Here is a 16,227-nt window from a genome sequence, read left to right as displayed (position 1 = left end):
AGCACGGTGGTAGTTAAGCAAAATTAGTGCCTTAATTACTTCAAATAAACTGCATCTTCTTCGCCTGTTTCGCTCAACATCACGTCAATATGCTCTTTGATGATGGTTGATAGTGCAACGCCTGAATAATCGGTATTGATGGGAAAACTTTTATGATTGCGGTCAACCAATACTACGGTACGCAGCTTTTTTAAAGGCACATCCAGGAAAACGCCAAAACCATAGGCCAGCGATTTGCCGCTATTCAGTACATCGTCAACCAGAATAACCACTTTGTTATTACACATCTCAATATCAAAATCAAACTTGGCATTCAGACTGGTGCTGAAACGGTCAAGATCGATAGATATCAAGGTAGTTTTAAACGGAGCGATCTCGTCAAGAACTTTTTTCAGTCGCGCAGCCAGGAAACCACCACGCGGTAACATACCGGCAATAATCAGTTCAGTTTCTTCAAAATTATCCTCCAGTATCTGGTAAGCAATTCTGTCGATTTTTTGCTGGATCTGCTGTTTGTTGAGTACGAGTATTTTTTTGTTTTCCATGTTCGGATACAATCTTTGCGAAGTAAAGCTACTCAATTACTGATACGGCACAAAAACAAAATTTGCGCCTTCAGGTACAATTACAAAAACGCACATAAACTCGTTAGGATTTTTATAATTGCTGACAAAGTGCTCCTTGCGTGATTTTTTGATCAGGCCTATTTCTATAAACTCTTCCATGGTTGAAGCGTGGATGCTCCACTCCATATTCAGTTCGTTTTTATCAAGGATCAGCTCACCGAGTTTCAGCTCATGCTGATGGGCTACAAAGATGGGGTATTTAGACAACCCCTCTACCATAATCTCAACAGCAACTTCGCGTATTGATTCGCTGAATATTTTCAAATCATGCTGCAAACTTACCAACGGGCTATCTTTAGCCGGCTGCAGTGGTTGCTGACCGCGGTTTTCATTAAATAATTCTTCAGGATTCATATCACCTCCTCTAAATCTCCCCCAAAGGAGGAGACTTCAAATTTAATCTTTTATAAACATCCTACATTTTGGCTCCCTCTCCTTTGGGGAGGGCCAGGGAGAGGTTTATTTACGTAACTGCAATAAAACCACGTTCTCTACATGCTGTGTATGCGGGAACATATCCACCGGCTGTATTTTCACGGTGTCGTATTTTTCTTTCAATACCAGCAGATCGCGGGCTTGGGTGGCAGCGTTGCAGCTTACATAAACAATTCTTTCGGCTTCAATTTCCATCAGTCGTGCCACTACGTCAGGGTGCATGCCGGCGCGCGGCGGATCGGTGATGATCACATCTGGCTTACCATGCTCAGCCACAAATTCGGCCGACAGCACATCCTTCATATCACCAGCATAGAATTTAGTATTGGTGATATTATTGATAGCGCTGTTGATCTTAGCGTCCTCAATGGCACTCGGTACATATTCAACACCCACTACTTCCCTGACATGTCTGGCCACAAAGTTGGCGATGGTACCGGCCCCCGTATATAAATCATACACCAGCTCGTTGCCGGTAAATGCGGCAAAATCACGGGTTATTTCGTATAGGCGCAGGGCCTGCACGCTGTTGGTCTGGTAGAACGATTTTGGGCCAATGCGGAACTTTATGCCCTGCATCTCTTCGTGAATATATTCAGGGCCTTTCCAGGCTATAACCTCCTGGTCAAATATGGTGTCGTTTTTCTTTTGGTTAAGGATGTATAGCAACGATGTGATCTCCGGGAACTCAGCCTCCACAAAACCCATCAGCTTGCTTACTTCATTTTCATCTGCATAAGCAAAAACCACAATCACCATCAGTTCCCCCGTAGTTGAGGTGCGGATGATAAGGTTGCGCAGGTTACCTTCATGCGTACGCAGATCGTAATAAGTATAGCCGTTGGTTTTTGCAAACTCATCTATCTTGTTACGGATCTCGTTACTTGGATTGGCCTGCAGGTAGCAGTGGTGTACATCCAATATCTTGTCAAAACGGCCCGGGATATGGAAACCAAGGGCGTTCATGTTTAAAGCCTCGTCATCCCGATTCTCGCCATCGTATAGCCAGCGTTTGTTACTGAAAGTAAACTCAAGTTTGTTGCGGTAATATCTGTCGGCCGGCGACGGTTCAATAGCCAACATATCGCTTACTTCTATCTTAGCCAGGCGGGTCAGCGCATCTGATACCGATTTTTGTTTAAATTGTAGTTGAGCGTCATAAGTCATGTGCTGCCATTTGCAGCCGCCGCAGGTACCAAAGTGCTCGCAGAAAGGCTCAACACGGTGTGCGCTGGCCTTTTTCAATGCGGTAATCTTAGCTTCACCAAAATTCTTCTTGCTGCGATATACTTGTACGTCCACAACATCGCCGGGCACGGCCTTTTCTACAAACAGCACAAAATCGTCTGCCTTGCCTACACCTTTGCCTTCTTCGGCAATATCGATAATACTTACGTCTTCAAATGACTGGTTCTTTGCTCCTCGTCTGCTCATTTGGGCGCAAAGGTAAGGGTATTTTTTATTTTAGTGATCAATCATCAGCGATTGGTGATCAGCTGCTGTACTGTTCCGCTTAAAAGTGAAACACTTTGAAACACCATTTATATTTAATTGATTGAAAGCTAGCAGTTTATTAAAATGGGGTGAAACACTTTGAAACAGTTGTAAAACTTTAAGTAGTCTTTATAAATATCTTATTATAAGTAATTTAAATGATTTTGTGAAAGGAGCGAAAATATGAGTGAAACACCCAGCATGAAACAGCGTTTTGGTATAAACCTATTTCAGGATAAGTCATTTCCGGCCCAATTATAAGGGGATAAAGTCAGGATTTAAATCTTTAATTAGTTATAATTCACCCCGTTGATATGCAGCTTAGTTTCAGGAAATAGTTTTACAATGCGGTTAACATCAGCTTCGGTAGTTTTACCCAAAAGCGTCATGTTTTTTATGGGTACAGTGGTAAGTTCTTCGGGGATTCGTATGTTACCAAAAAAGTTAATTCTTAAGTTATTTATCGGGCCTATTTTTAGCAATTCGGGCGGTACGTTGTCAACGTGTAAGTTTACCTCGTCATTATTTTTATTGAATGCCGATAACTGATCTATCAGATACTGACGATAAGGATCGCGCTTTCTTATCATCCAACCAATTTTCGGTTTAAGTCCAAATGTTTTGGGATCTTGCTCAAGCCCAACAAAACCAGCCCATAGTTCTAAAGGCGTATGAATCGGGTTTTGAGGATTTGATGCATCTACATAATCAAGATCCACCTTTAACATTTCGTTAGGTAAACCACCGCCATTTAGCTGCAGATGTTTAAAATCCATTCTTTCACCCCTGATATCATAAGGGAAAAATTTTATAATCCAACCATCAACCAAATCAAGTTTTGGGCCGCAGCCGCGGCTTTCTATATGGTGCTGAAACATATCCAACCAAAATTGCTTATCTATCTTTCCTTTTGATGCCTGTATAAACTGCTTTAAAACAGGCTCTAATGCATCTATCCACCAATCCAGCTCGTACTGCCGCAGCATTTCCGTTTTGGCCAGCAAGCGTTCCCAATCTTTAGGGGTTCCCTCTAAGGTTATCTTAGGGATGCCGCAAGAGCGTATTACAACATCATAATTGAAATAGGCTTGCACCGTGTTCATCAACGTAATTTGCGACGCTATTTTGGTGCTGGCCGTGGTCGTCGTAAAATCTGCGGTCATGGTGCGGGTGAGTTCCGGACCTGCAAATTGGCCAATCTGGGCGCTCAAACCTGCAATTGCTTTGCCCCAATCTTGTTCTGAATTCAAGTCTTTGTCAGATTGGTAGCTTAGCGTTTGCTTCGTATCAAACTTGGCGAATTTGCTTCGTAACCTCTCTACATTATTATTAACATGAGCGGCAAAACCCTGGCTAATTAAAAGCCATATCATATCGGGCGACAAGGTAAAAGGATGATGATCTGCGTAGGCCGCGTAAACTCCCTCAAAAAACGGGTGAAAGCCACGCGAAACTAAGGCTCCTTTAATATCACTTTTGGCTATGATATTGGGTTCGCCCTCTATTTTTTGCTTCTTCGACCATTCGTCAGGTTTTTGCCTGTCTTTTACAATAAGCTCCTCTAATATCTGCTGATAACTTAAGGCCTCAAACATTTTAGTTTTCGGCGGACTTAGTTTTTCTACTTCGAAAGTCCGGCCCTTTTGGGCATATAAATCAATCCAACAAAGCAATAATAGGTTTAATAGCAGAGCCTTACGCATGGTACTTAGGTTTGGTTAATTAAATATAGACATTTTAGTTGCCAGCACCAACAAAGGCTAAATTTTACGAGGCACCTACGGAGCCGTTATTTTTCTATCGGATTTTGCTACAAACACGTAGCTCCTACGGAGCTATTAATTTGCTTACAGTTCTTCGCAGGATGACTTCATAGGAGTCGCGTGTTTATAGATATATAAGAAATGTAAAGGTTTTTCTACAAATACGTAGCTCCTACGGAGCTATTAATTGCTTACAGTGCTCCGCAGGATGACTCCATAGGAGTCGCGTGTTTATAGATTATCAGAAATGTAAAGAAAGGCTCCGTAGGTGCCTCCTATGAACCTTATTTATTAGGCGCACAGCAGAAGAGCGTCCTCTTCGTTCCTAATGACGCGCGGCTTTGGCGTAGCCTTAAAATAGACTTAATACCGCTTTAGAAAGGCTTATATCGCTTTAAAACAAGAAAGCCGACACCAAAGGCACCGGCTTTCTTGTATATCGATTTAAAATATTACTTAGACACCGTTACCAGCAACACGCCATGCGGCGCAACTTTGCCGCTAACTGCGGTTAGGTTTTGCTGGCGCCAGGCATCTCTGATTTTGGTGTAGCCTTTAAGCGCTGCATCTGTTTTTGGCAGTGTAATGGTTTGATATTTATCTGTCATGTTAAACAAACCGATAGCTTTGCGGCCGCCGGTAAGTTCTTTTACCCAGATCTGATAGTCTGCGTTTTTAACGTACTGGCGGGCCTCTTTACCCAAGGCATCCTGGTTAATGGCAATTACCTCATCGTTGGTTAACAGGCTCAGGGTAAACCTGTCCAGGTGGCCCATGTCGCAACCAATTAACAATGGCGATGCCAGTAAGCTCCACAAGCTAATGTGGGTGTATTGCTCGTCGTAAGTTAAACGGGTGTTGTGCAGTGCGGGGCCCCAGCCAACTTTACCTACCACTAACATATCAGGGTCATTGTAATGGCCCGGACCTGCATATGGGGCAGCTTTGTCCTGGCTAAAGCCAATGCCCGACATGCTTTCCCAGGTATCGGTAATGTCGCCGGTTGTGCGCCAGCTGTTACCACCGGCCTCGGCGCCCCATTTCCAAACCTGGCCCATGCCGTACTGGCAATAGCTGAATAAGATATCCCGGTCGGCTTTATCCAACGAGGCACGCATCACCAGGTAAGGCTTTTTCATTTCGTCAAGGTTTGGATGCGGCGGTGCAATCTGGCCGTATGAGCACCAATCGTATTTCAAATAATCAATACCCCATTTACCGTAGGTTATCGCATCATCATCCTCATGCTGGTAGCTGCCCAGGTAACCGCCGCAGGTGCGCGGGCCAGGCGATGAATAAATACCCATGCGCAAACCAAGACCGTGTACATAGTCGGTCAGTCCTTTCATGTTAGGGAATTTTTCGTTAGGGACAATTTTACCGTCAGCATCACGACTTTCGGCTTCCCATCCGTCATCAATGTTAATGTACGACCAACCGTGCGATGCCAGACGCTCAGACATTTCGCGCGCTGCGGTGCGCACCTTTTCGTCGTTTACGCTAAGGCCCCAGGCGTTCCAGCTGTTCCAGCCCAAAGCGGGGGTTAAGCCAATTTTATTACCGATAGATAACACAAATTTCTTAGTAGCCGAACCATGGCTGTTGGTTACGGTAAACACCATCGGATAATCGCCGGGTTTATTGATAACACCGGTAATAATGCCTTTTGACGATACTTTTAAACCGGCCGGCAAACCAGTCACCTTATATTTCAGGGTACCGATACCGGTTGCCGGGATACGGAACAATACCGGGTGACCGGGACGAACACCAAAGGTTGAAGCGCCGTTAATTCTTGGAGCCTTAGCCTCAATAGGCGTTAAAATATACGGTGTGGTCTCCGCATCAGTAATCTCACTACCCGACTTTTTATCCTTAAAAAGATATTCAATGTTGTAGGATTGTTTTTTGGTTGTAGTAAAGGTAAACCACCATGTAAACGGCCGGCCTTTGGTAAAATGAGCCGTATCTGTTTTAAGGCTTGCCACCACAGCACCGGTTTCGGGGTCGGTTACTTTTAATGACATGGTACCTTTATACTCGTAGGTATTTTTGGTTTCAAGCATTATTGATTTGCCCATCTTATTTTTACCACCCTGCAGGCTTTGGTCGCCGTAGCTAAAGTCGCCGCTTTTATTAAACTCAACGCCTTCCGTAATATCGGCCATATGGATATTAAAATCGCTGCCGTAAATGCCGCCGTCGCCGCCGGTATCGTAAATGCGGATAGCTAAAACATTCTCTTTATCCCACAAAATGGCCGGGTTATTAACCGCTATTTTATACTCGCGATGGCCGTAGTGACTATGTTTGATATTTGTCTCACGGTGTCCGCCGTATTTACCTATCAGTGTGCCGTTAAGGTAAACCTCATCATTATCATCAACACTGGCCAAAACCAGTACTAAGCTGTCTTTTAAATATGATTTTTGTTTGATTGACGACGGGATCACTAAGTGGCTGCGATACCAGCCGAAGCCGTCATAATTATCATGGCCTTGTTGTTCCCAGGGCTTATTCAAATCGGCAGCTTGCCAGCCCGAGTCGTCAAAGTTTGGTGCGGCCCATTCCATGTTGTCACCCACGGTCATTTTCCAGCCTTTTTTAATAGAGATATGCTGTGCGCTAACTTTCAAAAACGGCACAAGCAGCAATAAAAGAATTAAATTTTTCTTCATCGGGTTGCTTTAAAGGTTAAATACGATTGGCTTTGGGATTCAGGCACCATCACAGGCCCTCCCGCAATAAATGTAGGGATAAATTTTTATTTAGCTAAAGATTGCTTATATCTTATTAAAGCATTAAAAAGTGGTAACGCGCTGTCCTGGTGCACTACGCATTTCCTCGACATTCTCGTTATAAGCCTGCCCATTTATGTAAAGCCTGGTTTTAGGGAACATTGCAATTATTTTATCACGCCGTTCAGATTCAACTTTTCCATAAAGCCACATCATACCAATAGGTACCTTTGCCATTTCATCCGGAATTATTATCTCATCTGTAAAATGAATCCTGAGTCGCTTTATCGGGCCAATTTCCATCAATTCAGGAGGCACCGAACTAACTGTTATGCCGATGCCTTCAATGTCGTTAACATGCTTCTGTAGTATTTCCATGATGGATGAGGACTGGGAGACCGATTCATCTTTTTTGCGTATCATCCAGCCGATAACCGGCGTAAGGTTAAAAGTCTTAGGATTTTCTTTCAAACCCATAAACCCTGCCCATAATTCGAGGGGTGTTTTTGATAAGATATTGCCGTTTTGGTCTGCAAATTCATAGTTCAAATCAACCTTTACAACCTCATCAGGCATTACGTCATTAGTTGAGCCGCGTACTATTTGTTTGAGGTCATTACGCTTGCCAAATTTATTGTAGGGGTAAAACTTTACGATCCAGCCATCAATGGTTGTAGGCGCACCACAGCCATTAGGACCATGATATTTAAACATGGCCTTCCAAAAGTCTTTATCAATTTTACCTTTTGAAGCAGCGATAAATTGCTTCAGTTCGGGTTCCAGTTCGTCAACCCACCAATCTAATTTATACTTACGCAGCGCTTCGGCTTTGGTCAGTATGTTTTCCCAATCTTTTGTAGTGCCTTGCAGGGTAACGCTGGGTATACCGCAGCCAATCATCATCACATTATAATTAAAATAGGCGCTCATAGCTTTCATCAGCGTTATTTGCGAGGCTACTTTGGTAATTGGCGTGGTGGTGCTAAAATTGGCAGTTACAGTGTTGGTGAGTGCATCGCCGGTATTAGCCGCTATTTGCTTCTCCATTTCCGGAAATATATCTTCCCAGGGGGCGTTGGGGTCGTCGAGCATGATTTTATCGGTAACTACGGTAAGCTCTTTTTTGCCGGCATGCTGTACAAACAAATTGCGCAGGTCTTCTGCATTATTAAGCACATGCTGCGAAAATCCCTGACTTATAAGCAACCATACCATATCAGGCGACAAGGTAAACGGCCGGTGATTGGCGTAGGCAAAATACATGCCGTCAAAAAATGAGGTGTATTTGTAGGAGATGATATTGCCCGGGATATTGCTTTTGGCCACAATGTTAACGGCGCGCCCGCGGGGCATGTTGTTCATGGAGTGGGCGGGATTATCCAGCAGAACCATGGTTTGAAGGGCTTGTTCATAGGTCATGACCGGCTGCCATTTAGTTGGAATAATGTCCAGCTTTTCAATTTCGAAAGTTCGTGATTGTTGTGCCGACACGTTTAAGGTGGCTATGGCGATAGTTAACAGGATAAGGTTTAATGTTTTCATAAGTATAGGTTGGTTAATTAAAGCTAACAAATTTTTTACAATACAATACCGCTACGACGCAGCCTAAACTAAAGTTCCATAAAGGCAATGTTAATTTTTGAAAAACTGCGCAATAACAAGCTTCGTATTTTAATGTACACACAGTAAATAAAACCAAGTTGTATGTATAACAAAAGCGCAATAGCAGCTAATATTAAAAGTGCCAGGTTGTATAGAAATTACTCGCAGGAGTATTTGGGTTTACGGCTTAATATTTCGCAAAACGCTTACAGCAAAATAGAAATAGGCCAATCAAGCATCAGTTTACAGCGGATATTTGAGATAGCCGAAGTTTTTGAAGTTGACGTTTGCGACCTGATAGATACCCGGCAGCCTTTTTTGGCAAAAATTAGCAGTAATTAGCACAATCTGCCAAAGCCCTGACGCTGTCTTAATGCAGAAGGGCTTTAATTTTAAATCCCGCGTTCGATGTTACAGTTCTACAACAAGCGGGTGGTCATTTAAAGTTAGCATGACGGCACTGCAATTATTTAACATTTTTTGTGCAGACGCGCTGACGGTTGGATCATAGACGTTCACGACAGCATGTTTTTTTGTGAATCTAATTTGAACCTCATCGGTTCCTGCGGCTTTCTCATCCCATATCACTAACTGAAACTTGCCATTGCTATTTTGCAACAGCAGATCATGCACGGTTTCGGGTTTGTTATGGATAGCATAAGCCAGTGATCCGGCTTTGCTGACAGTACCTTTATCAGCCAAAATAGTGGTAAGATTGTGCAAATAAACTGCTGCTTTACGGGGTGTGTAATCTTTCTGATAAAACCCGAACGACTGATTGCCATCTTCATCCGACCTGTCGCGAAGCAAATAAACAGCGGTATAGCTCCATTTACGTTTAAACTGCGACAGGTATAGGTTAATGTACAATCGCGCCTGTTTCTCTTCGCTAAAATCGCCTTGAATGGTCACACCGGTTTCGGTAGTTACTTTGGGCAAATCGGCAAGTTGCTCTTCCGTATATCCTTCAAAATTGTGCGCCCAGGTTTTGCCATAATTGCCATACAAACCATCTACTTTACAAGCGGGACCAGGGTCGGCGGCATTCCAGGTTTGGTTATCATACAGTCCCGGGTGGCTGGGGTGAGAAAAATAATTATGACAGGTAGCGTAATCGGCATATTGGGTGCCCGCAGGCATTACGGTATTTGCACCAGCCGGGATAGTTAAATACTGTAAGCCTGTATTATCTGTTTGCGCGCCGCCCTCGGTCAAATTCCAAACCGGGTATTTCTTTAATAATGGGTCGGCCTTAACGGCCTTGTATAAATTATTTTGTAGTTGAGCCACGCCCAGCCAGCTTTCGTTTTTGCCGCTCTTTTTGCCTTTATAATTAATCGCCCAGTTGTTGGGTTCGTTATTACCTTCAAAAGCAAGCAGGGCACCCATATTGGCCAGCACACGTGCATCTTTTAATAACCGGGCAATGTCTGTCCCGCCGCTCATCAGGCCGTAGCTATATTTTACGCCGGTGGCATTGTGCACCGTTTTATAATCATCAATACTTACCCCGCCCTCATAGCCTGAGCGTATCCAGCGGATGCCGGTATACTTGATGGCCTCAATGGTTTTATCCAGTTTTTCACCCCGCGCGGATATCGCCGAGTTAACGCCAATGCTGTTCAGGAATTCATTGGTACTTGTAGCTTTTACCGGTTTAATAGGCGATGACTTATCCGCAGAAAAAAATAACAGGACCATTGCCACGAGTGTCACGAATTTCATACAGTTAGATTTTTGAGGTGGCGGAAATATACGGAAAAACTATATGGGCTTAATACTATTCACAAATTGTCATTGCGGGGGTAGCGCGGCAATCGCGAACCTGGCGCATCTATGATTGCTTGTTCATTACTCCTCTCGATAACAACTAAACAAAAAAAGCACAACAGCTCACGCCGTTGTGCTTTTGCAGATATAGGGTATGTATTATTGAATTTTTACCGACGACACCAGATCATTAGCATTAGGTGTCAGGTTTGGGAAATGCGGGGTATCGCTGGTGATGGTCCAGGTTTGGCCCAGGAAGTTATCATCTGCATACATCAGCACGCTCCAGCCGGTTGGCACTTTAGCCGACGACGCCCAGTCGTTCACAAAACCATAGCCCTGCAGCTGTGACAGCGTATAGTTTCCTTTCGGGATAACGCCGGTTACCGTGCCGCCATACATGGTATCCTGGTAAAACGTAACGCCAGGGTACAACAGCATAAACTCGACACAGCTGCAAGCCTCATAAGTTTGAATATACCCTGTAGGGCAAGCTACGGCGTAGTTACGATAAGTTAAATTACGCGCAGGATCGCGGTTGGCCCAACCGGTATCAACGTTAGTTTGTATCCAGCTCAGGTATTGGGTTTGGCCGCCTTCCTTAATTAACTGCATAATGTACTGGGCAAATATGGCCTTCATTACGCCTTGCTCATTAAAATCACCCTCGGCCGGAAGAATGCCTTGTGCATTGCAAAGGTTATTTTTCACGTAGTCGGCATAACGTTGCGCGTCTGACAGGTAAGCACTGTTACCACTTTGTTTATATAACAAATAAGCAGCACCGATGGCGGTACCCGCGTTATAAGTATAAGCCTGCCCTCCCGGCGGATTGCTCCCTATCTTGTTGTCGTAAACCTCGCCGGTGCTGGTATTGGTTAAGTTAGCCTTGGCCCAGGTATATATACTTTGGGCTTTAGTTAAATACGCACTATTGCCGGTGATATTATATAATCGCATGGCGCCTATAACGGTGGGGAAGTTAATACATGAGTTTTTGCCGGAGTGATTAAAGTCCCAATACATACCGCCACCGGCCGCATCGTACGAGCCATTCCACACACGATCGAAACCAGCCTCGGCATTAGTTAAATAAGCAGCATTACCCGTAAGGGTGTAAGCGCGGCAAAGCGATAGCACCCACCACATCATATCGTCATAAATAAACCAAACGGTGGTATTGTTCCAGTTAAAGCTATCGTACTTATTATAAGCCCCCGTATACATATCGGTTACCCTGGTCAAATCGGCCGATTTACGTGTGCGGATATAGTTATCCATCGCCATGTCCCAAAAAATGGCATTTGTCCAGATAGCGGCATCTGCATCCTTTAACGTAGTGCTGTAGTAAAGTTTGGTTGTAGGGTTGTAACAGGCCGTATTAAATGCATTGTAAGCAGTGGTAGCATCGGCAGGGTCCCACGAGTTAAGTGCTGCGTTAACGGATGGCGTAGAGCCGAGAGCCATTTTGTCAGCCAGTGTGGTTTCTGCTTTTTTACAGCTAAAAAACGCAAAACATGCGCCCAGTGTCAGGATAATTGTTTTCTTCATAATTGTAGGAATTAGTGGTTATTAATTGTTTTTGATTATTTATAAGCACGGCAAAACAATTGTAGTCTCAGACTACCACAAAGCAATTAAAGACAGCACAAAGCTCAGGTATAGCAAAGCTCTGTCTTAGAAAGCTATTCGATACATTCACAAAGGTCAGCGCGGGGGGAATGCGACCAGGTTTATAATGGCTATCGCCTGATAATAATATTAAGGCCAATTGTCATGATATTAACTAATCAGAAATAACACAACTTTATAACTAAAACAATAGGAAAAGGTTTTATTTCAATGATTTAAATCATAATCAAAGCGCCATTTAGCAAAATATAAGCAAGTCTGAATTTTAATTATTAATAAATATTGCCAATTAAAACATATGATTGTAAACTATTATTTTGCAATACCCGGTGTATATTTTTGTAACAGACTTAAAGCAAATAAACGCTTAAACATATTTACCCGTATATTGTATTAACATAGCGAACTACATATACCACACACCATGAAATTAACTGTATTAAAAAAACTAACATTAAGTACTGCGTTTGCCGCTGGGGCGACACTGGCCATGTGCCAGACACCTGACACTACCGGCCATGTAGAAACCAAAGCCCCAAACAGCCAGTACAAACCCGCATTTGCAGGGCAAACCCGCATTCATGGCGTAAAAACCAGCATGCCGGTTGAGGCAACTGTCATAAACAGCGACCTGAAAAACCCATGGGGTATTCATGTTTTACCTGACGGTCGTTTCCTGATCACCGGGAAATCGGGCACTATGCAGATCTTAAAAATGGACGGCAAGCCGGATAAACAAATCACCGGTTTCCCCAAGGTATTGTTTGAAGGCCAGGGCGGTTTACTTGATGTAAATATTGACCCGGACTACGTTCATAACCGCATGATATATTGGGACTATGCAGAGCCGGGCGATGGCGGTGCTACTTTAGCTATTGCCAAAGGCAAATTATCGGCCGACGAGACTAAACTTGAAAACGTTACGGTAATTTACCGGGCCGAACCCCGGTATACAGGAACTTTGCAATATGGTTCACGTATTTTGTTCGATAAACAGGGAGATCTGTTTGTAAGCACCGGCGAACGCAGCGGCGCCGATATCCGCATGAAAGCGCAGGATTTAGGCGCAACCATTGGCAAGGTTATCCATATTACCAAAGATGGCAGGCCGGTACCAAACGGGCCGTTTGCAAAAACGGCAGGCGCCAAGCCTGAGATATTTGCCTATGGTTTCAGAAACCCGGAGGGAATGACCTGGAACCCGGTAACCGGCGAGCTTTGGGAAGCTGAATTTGGTCCGCGCGGCGGCGATGAAATCAATATTGTACGTGCAGGTAATAATTACGGCTGGCCGGTAGTAACCTATGGCATTGAGTACAGCGGCCAGAAAGTGGGCGACGGCATCCAACAAAAAGAAGGTGTTACCCAACCTATTTATTACTGGGACCCCAGCATCTCGCCGTCGGGCATCACTTTTTATACCGGCGACCTGATCCCTGAGTGGAAAAACAATTTAATGGTTGGCGCATTAAGCGGCAGCCACATTGCCCGGCTGGTTATTAAAGACAACCATGTAGTTGGCGAGGAGCGCCTGTTTAAAGACAAAAACGAACGCTGGCGCGCACTGGTTACCGGCAAGGATGGTGCACTTTATGGTGTTACTGACAATGGCCGCCTGTATAGGATTGCACCGGTTAAGTAGAAACCGATATTTTACAAGAGCCGTTTCGATATTGAAGTGGCTTTTTTATTAATAGCGTGCTTTTTTTACCGCTTGTCATTCTGAGCGTAGCGAAGAATCTTATCACAGCGACCAGCAAAGCGTATAAGATTCTTCGCTACGCTCAGAATGACAACTAGAGTAGTTATGTTAAAATAACCAACCGTTTGGTTATTTTTGCCTTCATCTATGACTATCAATGTATCATCTCTTCAGGAACTTCCGCAGGCGGCGGCGCAGCTTATAGCTTTTGCCGGCAACGAAAAGGTATTTATTTTTCAGGGCGATATGGGTGCAGGCAAAACCACTTTTATCAAGGCAATTTGCGAAGCCCTGGGTGTTCAGGAGGCTGTTACCAGCCCTACCTTTGCCATTGTGAACGAATACAAGATCGTCGGCAACAAAATATTTCACTTTGATTTTTATCGCCTGAAAACACCAACAGAGGCCTTGGACATGGGCGCTGAGGAATATTTTTATTCCGGGAATTATTGTTTTATTGAATGGCCCGAAAAGATACCGGATATGCTGCCGTCGCATTACATCAGCGTCAACATCAAAGTTTCCGGCGATGGCGGCCGGCAAATATCTGTTGAGAAAATCTGACGGAATTTTACTAACTTCATCATTCCTAAAAATAGATTATGAGTTCAGGGAAATACAGCGGATTTTCGGATGTCGCTAAGCAAGCTATGATGCAACCGCAAGAGTCGATGCTTGAGGTCAAGAAAAAGAAAAACCAACTTTACATAGGCATACCCAAAGAGATATCTTTTCAGGAAAACCGTATCCCGCTTACACCGCTTTCTGTAGCCCTGCTGGTTAACAACGGGCACCAGGTTATGCTGGAAAGCAACGCCGGCAAAGCTGCCAAGTTTTTAGATAACCATTACTCAGAACAAGGCGCCCAAATAGTTTTTGATACCAAAAAAGTTTATGAGGCCGATATCATCATCAAAATTGCTCCGCCAACAATGGACGAGATTGAAATGATGAAACCCGGACAGATATTATTGTCTACCCTGCAATTATCGTCGCTTAAGCCCGAGCTATTAAAAGCCATGCTTAAAAAGCAGATTACGGCGTTGTGCTTCGAGCATCTGCGCGATGAGGGCAATACATTAAGTGTTGTACGGGCCATGAGCGAAATTGTAGGCGCTACCTCAATTTTAATAGCGGCCGAATACCTGAGCAATATTTTTGGCGGCAAAGGGCTCATGTTGGGCGGTATAACCGGCGTGCCCCCAACAGAAATTGTAATTTTGGGAGCCGGTACCGTTGGCGAATATGCAGCACGCACGGCTATTTCACTCGGCGCCGAAGTAAAAGTATTTGACCCTTCGCTATATAAACTTCGTCGCCTGCAAACCAATATTGGCACCAAGGTATTTACCTCGGTAGTGCAGCCAATTGTTTTGGAGAAAGCTATCACTACCTGCGATGTCGCTATCGGCGCCATCCGGGCTGAAGATGGGCGGAGCCCATGTGTAGTTTCTGAAGTAACTGTGAGCAAAATGAAACCAAACTCGGTAATTATTGATGTGAGCATTGACCAGGGCGGCTGCTTCGAAACTTCTGAAATTACCAACCATACCCACCCTATTTTCCGCAAGCATGACGTGATACACTATTGTGTGCCAAACATAGCATCGCGGGTGGCGCGTACCGCTACTTATGCGCTCACCAATATTTTTGCGCCTATATTATTAGACGTAGGCGAACAGGGCGGTATCAAGAACCTCATCTGGCAGAAACCGGGTATACGCGAGGCGGTATATATTTATGAAGGCCATCTTACCAACAAACACATTGCCGAGCGTTTTAACATCCCAAGCAAAGATCTTGATCTGCTGGTGGTATCAAAACATTAATGGCTTATGATTGGTGCGGTATAAGAAGGATAAAACTTGTCTATCAGGTACTGCTGCGGAATTTCAGTAACATGATGCGGCTTACCGTAATAGGTAATGAACATATCTTTTTTGTCGTCGCCATTTAAGGTGATAGAAAAAAGCAGATCATAATCGTCATCATTCAATGTCTCAAAGGGCGGATCGACACCCAGTTGGCTGATAAGCTGCATAATGTCTTTCAATTGTGCTACAACCAATACATTGGTGCCTTGAAAATTGCGATTCAGTATCTTTACTAGTCCGCTTGTACTATCTGCATACACCCGGGGTAAAATCTTTGCACGGGCTGCCAGTGGATAAGCGGTTTGTTCGGCTGCCTTACCGGACGAAACATAGATTGCCTTAATTTTTTCGTGTTTTAATGCCTTAAGTAAATCATTTGCACGCATCTGCCCTTCGGGCGACAAAGTCGAGCGCAATTCATCCTTACCGTTAATTTGCGGGTTGGGTTCGGCTATTCTGACAATGAATATGTTGGTTTTTTGCGCAAAGGCATTAAAATTGCTTATAAAAAAACAGGTTAGCACCAGTAAAAAAAAGCCGGATGTAGCTTTTAATTTTTTCATAATCGGGATGCGTGTTTTATAATGCCGG

The 16,227-nt window shown here is 44.1% G+C and carries 13 protein-coding genes; 4 read left to right on the top strand and 9 right to left on the bottom strand.

Features of this window, described 5'->3' with window-relative positions; genetic code table 11:
* Positions 1–35: 35 nt before the first annotated feature.
* The 6 genes from ACFS5N_RS12700 to ACFS5N_RS12675 all read right to left on the bottom strand — a co-directional run bounded on the left by ACFS5N_RS12700 (position 36) and on the right by ACFS5N_RS12675 (position 8,598).
* The gene (locus ACFS5N_RS12700; protein ID WP_377185960.1) at positions 36–545 is read right to left on the bottom strand and encodes a phosphoribosyltransferase family protein; all 510 of its coding nucleotides are present in this window, start codon (positions 543–545) and stop codon (positions 36–38) included.
* A gap of 36 nt (positions 546–581) precedes the next feature.
* Positions 582–980 carry a hypothetical protein gene (locus ACFS5N_RS12695; protein ID WP_377185958.1) on the bottom strand — a complete coding sequence of 133 codons (399 nt, stop codon included), beginning with the start codon at positions 978–980 and terminating at the stop codon, positions 582–584.
* Between the two features lie 105 nt (positions 981–1,085).
* Positions 1,086–2,495, bottom strand: coding sequence for a 23S rRNA (uracil(1939)-C(5))-methyltransferase RlmD (rlmD, locus tag ACFS5N_RS12690; protein ID WP_377185956.1), 1,410 nt, complete (start codon positions 2,493–2,495; stop codon positions 1,086–1,088).
* Positions 2,496–2,845: 350 nt separating this feature from the next.
* Complete coding sequence (locus ACFS5N_RS12685; RefSeq protein ID WP_377185954.1) at positions 2,846–4,258, bottom strand: DUF4419 domain-containing protein; 1,413 nt, start codon at positions 4,256–4,258, stop codon at positions 2,846–2,848.
* Positions 4,259–4,770: 512 nt separating this feature from the next.
* On the bottom strand, positions 4,771–6,996 hold the full coding sequence (locus tag ACFS5N_RS12680; RefSeq protein WP_377185952.1) for a glycoside hydrolase family 27 protein: 2,226 nt from the start codon (positions 6,994–6,996) through the stop codon (positions 4,771–4,773).
* A 123-nt stretch (positions 6,997–7,119) separates the two neighbouring features.
* Complete coding sequence (locus ACFS5N_RS12675) at positions 7,120–8,598, bottom strand: DUF4419 domain-containing protein (protein WP_377185950.1); 1,479 nt, start codon at positions 8,596–8,598, stop codon at positions 7,120–7,122.
* Positions 8,599–8,760: 162 nt separating this feature from the next.
* Here ACFS5N_RS12675 and ACFS5N_RS12670 point away from each other — a divergent pair, with 162 nt between their 5' ends.
* Entirely contained in the window at positions 8,761–9,000 is a 240-nt protein-coding gene (locus ACFS5N_RS12670; protein ID WP_377185948.1) for a helix-turn-helix domain-containing protein, read from the top strand.
* Between the two features lie 69 nt (positions 9,001–9,069).
* Here ACFS5N_RS12670 and ACFS5N_RS12665 read toward each other — a convergent pair whose 3' ends face one another.
* Entirely contained in the window at positions 9,070–10,383 is a 1,314-nt protein-coding gene (locus ACFS5N_RS12665; protein WP_377185946.1) for a hypothetical protein, read from the bottom strand.
* Positions 10,384–10,587: 204 nt separating this feature from the next.
* On the bottom strand, positions 10,588–11,979 hold the full coding sequence (locus ACFS5N_RS12660) for a glycoside hydrolase family 76 protein (RefSeq protein WP_377185944.1): 1,392 nt from the start codon (positions 11,977–11,979) through the stop codon (positions 10,588–10,590).
* Between the two features lie 505 nt (positions 11,980–12,484).
* Between ACFS5N_RS12660 and ACFS5N_RS12655 the strand changes: the two genes are divergently transcribed.
* The 3 genes from ACFS5N_RS12655 (at position 12,485) to ACFS5N_RS12645 (ending at position 15,591) form a co-directional block, all read left to right on the top strand.
* The gene (locus ACFS5N_RS12655) at positions 12,485–13,702 is read left to right on the top strand and encodes a PQQ-dependent sugar dehydrogenase (RefSeq protein ID WP_377185942.1); all 1,218 of its coding nucleotides are present in this window, start codon (positions 12,485–12,487) and stop codon (positions 13,700–13,702) included.
* Positions 13,703–13,909: 207 nt separating this feature from the next.
* The gene (gene tsaE, locus ACFS5N_RS12650) at positions 13,910–14,326 is read left to right on the top strand and encodes a tRNA (adenosine(37)-N6)-threonylcarbamoyltransferase complex ATPase subunit type 1 TsaE (RefSeq protein WP_377185940.1); all 417 of its coding nucleotides are present in this window, start codon (positions 13,910–13,912) and stop codon (positions 14,324–14,326) included.
* Positions 14,327–14,364: 38 nt separating this feature from the next.
* The gene (locus ACFS5N_RS12645) at positions 14,365–15,591 is read left to right on the top strand and encodes an alanine dehydrogenase (protein ID WP_377185938.1); all 1,227 of its coding nucleotides are present in this window, start codon (positions 14,365–14,367) and stop codon (positions 15,589–15,591) included.
* Here ACFS5N_RS12645 and ACFS5N_RS12640 read toward each other — a convergent pair.
* Positions 15,588–16,199 (bottom strand): histidine phosphatase family protein, encoded by a 612-nt coding sequence (locus ACFS5N_RS12640; RefSeq protein WP_377185936.1) that lies wholly within the window; start codon positions 16,197–16,199, stop codon positions 15,588–15,590. The two genes, ACFS5N_RS12645 and ACFS5N_RS12640, sit on opposite strands and share 4 nt — an antisense overlap.
* Positions 16,200–16,227: the final 28 nt, after the last annotated feature.

The sequence above is a fragment of the Mucilaginibacter ximonensis genome, from assembly GCF_042686265.1.
Classification (GTDB): Bacteria; Bacteroidota; Bacteroidia; order Sphingobacteriales; family Sphingobacteriaceae; genus Mucilaginibacter; species Mucilaginibacter ximonensis.
Note: the sequence above shows the minus strand (reverse complement) of the source record. Positions and strands in the feature narration are given on the sequence as shown.

Excerpts from the sequence above, each read along its gene's own strand:
- ACFS5N_RS12660 (WP_377185944.1), bottom strand. The coding sequence starts at position 11,979 with ATGAAGAAAACAATTATCCTGACACTGGGCGCATGTTTTGCGTTTTTT.
- ACFS5N_RS12640 (WP_377185936.1), bottom strand. The coding sequence starts at position 16,199 with ATGAAAAAATTAAAAGCTACATCCGGCTTTTTTTTACTGGTGCTAACC.
- rlmD (WP_377185956.1), bottom strand. The coding sequence starts at position 2,495 with ATGAGCAGACGAGGAGCAAAGAACCAGTCATTTGAAGACGTAAGTATT.
- ACFS5N_RS12670 (WP_377185948.1), top strand. The coding sequence starts at position 8,761 with ATGTATAACAAAAGCGCAATAGCAGCTAATATTAAAAGTGCCAGGTTG.
- tsaE (WP_377185940.1), top strand. The coding sequence starts at position 13,910 with ATGACTATCAATGTATCATCTCTTCAGGAACTTCCGCAGGCGGCGGCG.
- ACFS5N_RS12665 (WP_377185946.1), bottom strand. The coding sequence starts at position 10,383 with ATGAAATTCGTGACACTCGTGGCAATGGTCCTGTTATTTTTTTCTGCG.
- ACFS5N_RS12645 (WP_377185938.1), top strand. The coding sequence starts at position 14,365 with ATGAGTTCAGGGAAATACAGCGGATTTTCGGATGTCGCTAAGCAAGCT.
- ACFS5N_RS12695 (WP_377185958.1), bottom strand. The coding sequence starts at position 980 with ATGAATCCTGAAGAATTATTTAATGAAAACCGCGGTCAGCAACCACTG.
- ACFS5N_RS12680 (WP_377185952.1), bottom strand. The coding sequence starts at position 6,996 with ATGAAGAAAAATTTAATTCTTTTATTGCTGCTTGTGCCGTTTTTGAAA.
- ACFS5N_RS12655 (WP_377185942.1), top strand. The coding sequence starts at position 12,485 with ATGAAATTAACTGTATTAAAAAAACTAACATTAAGTACTGCGTTTGCC.
- ACFS5N_RS12700 (WP_377185960.1), bottom strand. The coding sequence starts at position 545 with ATGGAAAACAAAAAAATACTCGTACTCAACAAACAGCAGATCCAGCAA.
- ACFS5N_RS12675 (WP_377185950.1), bottom strand. The coding sequence starts at position 8,598 with ATGAAAACATTAAACCTTATCCTGTTAACTATCGCCATAGCCACCTTA.
- ACFS5N_RS12685 (WP_377185954.1), bottom strand. The coding sequence starts at position 4,258 with ATGCGTAAGGCTCTGCTATTAAACCTATTATTGCTTTGTTGGATTGAT.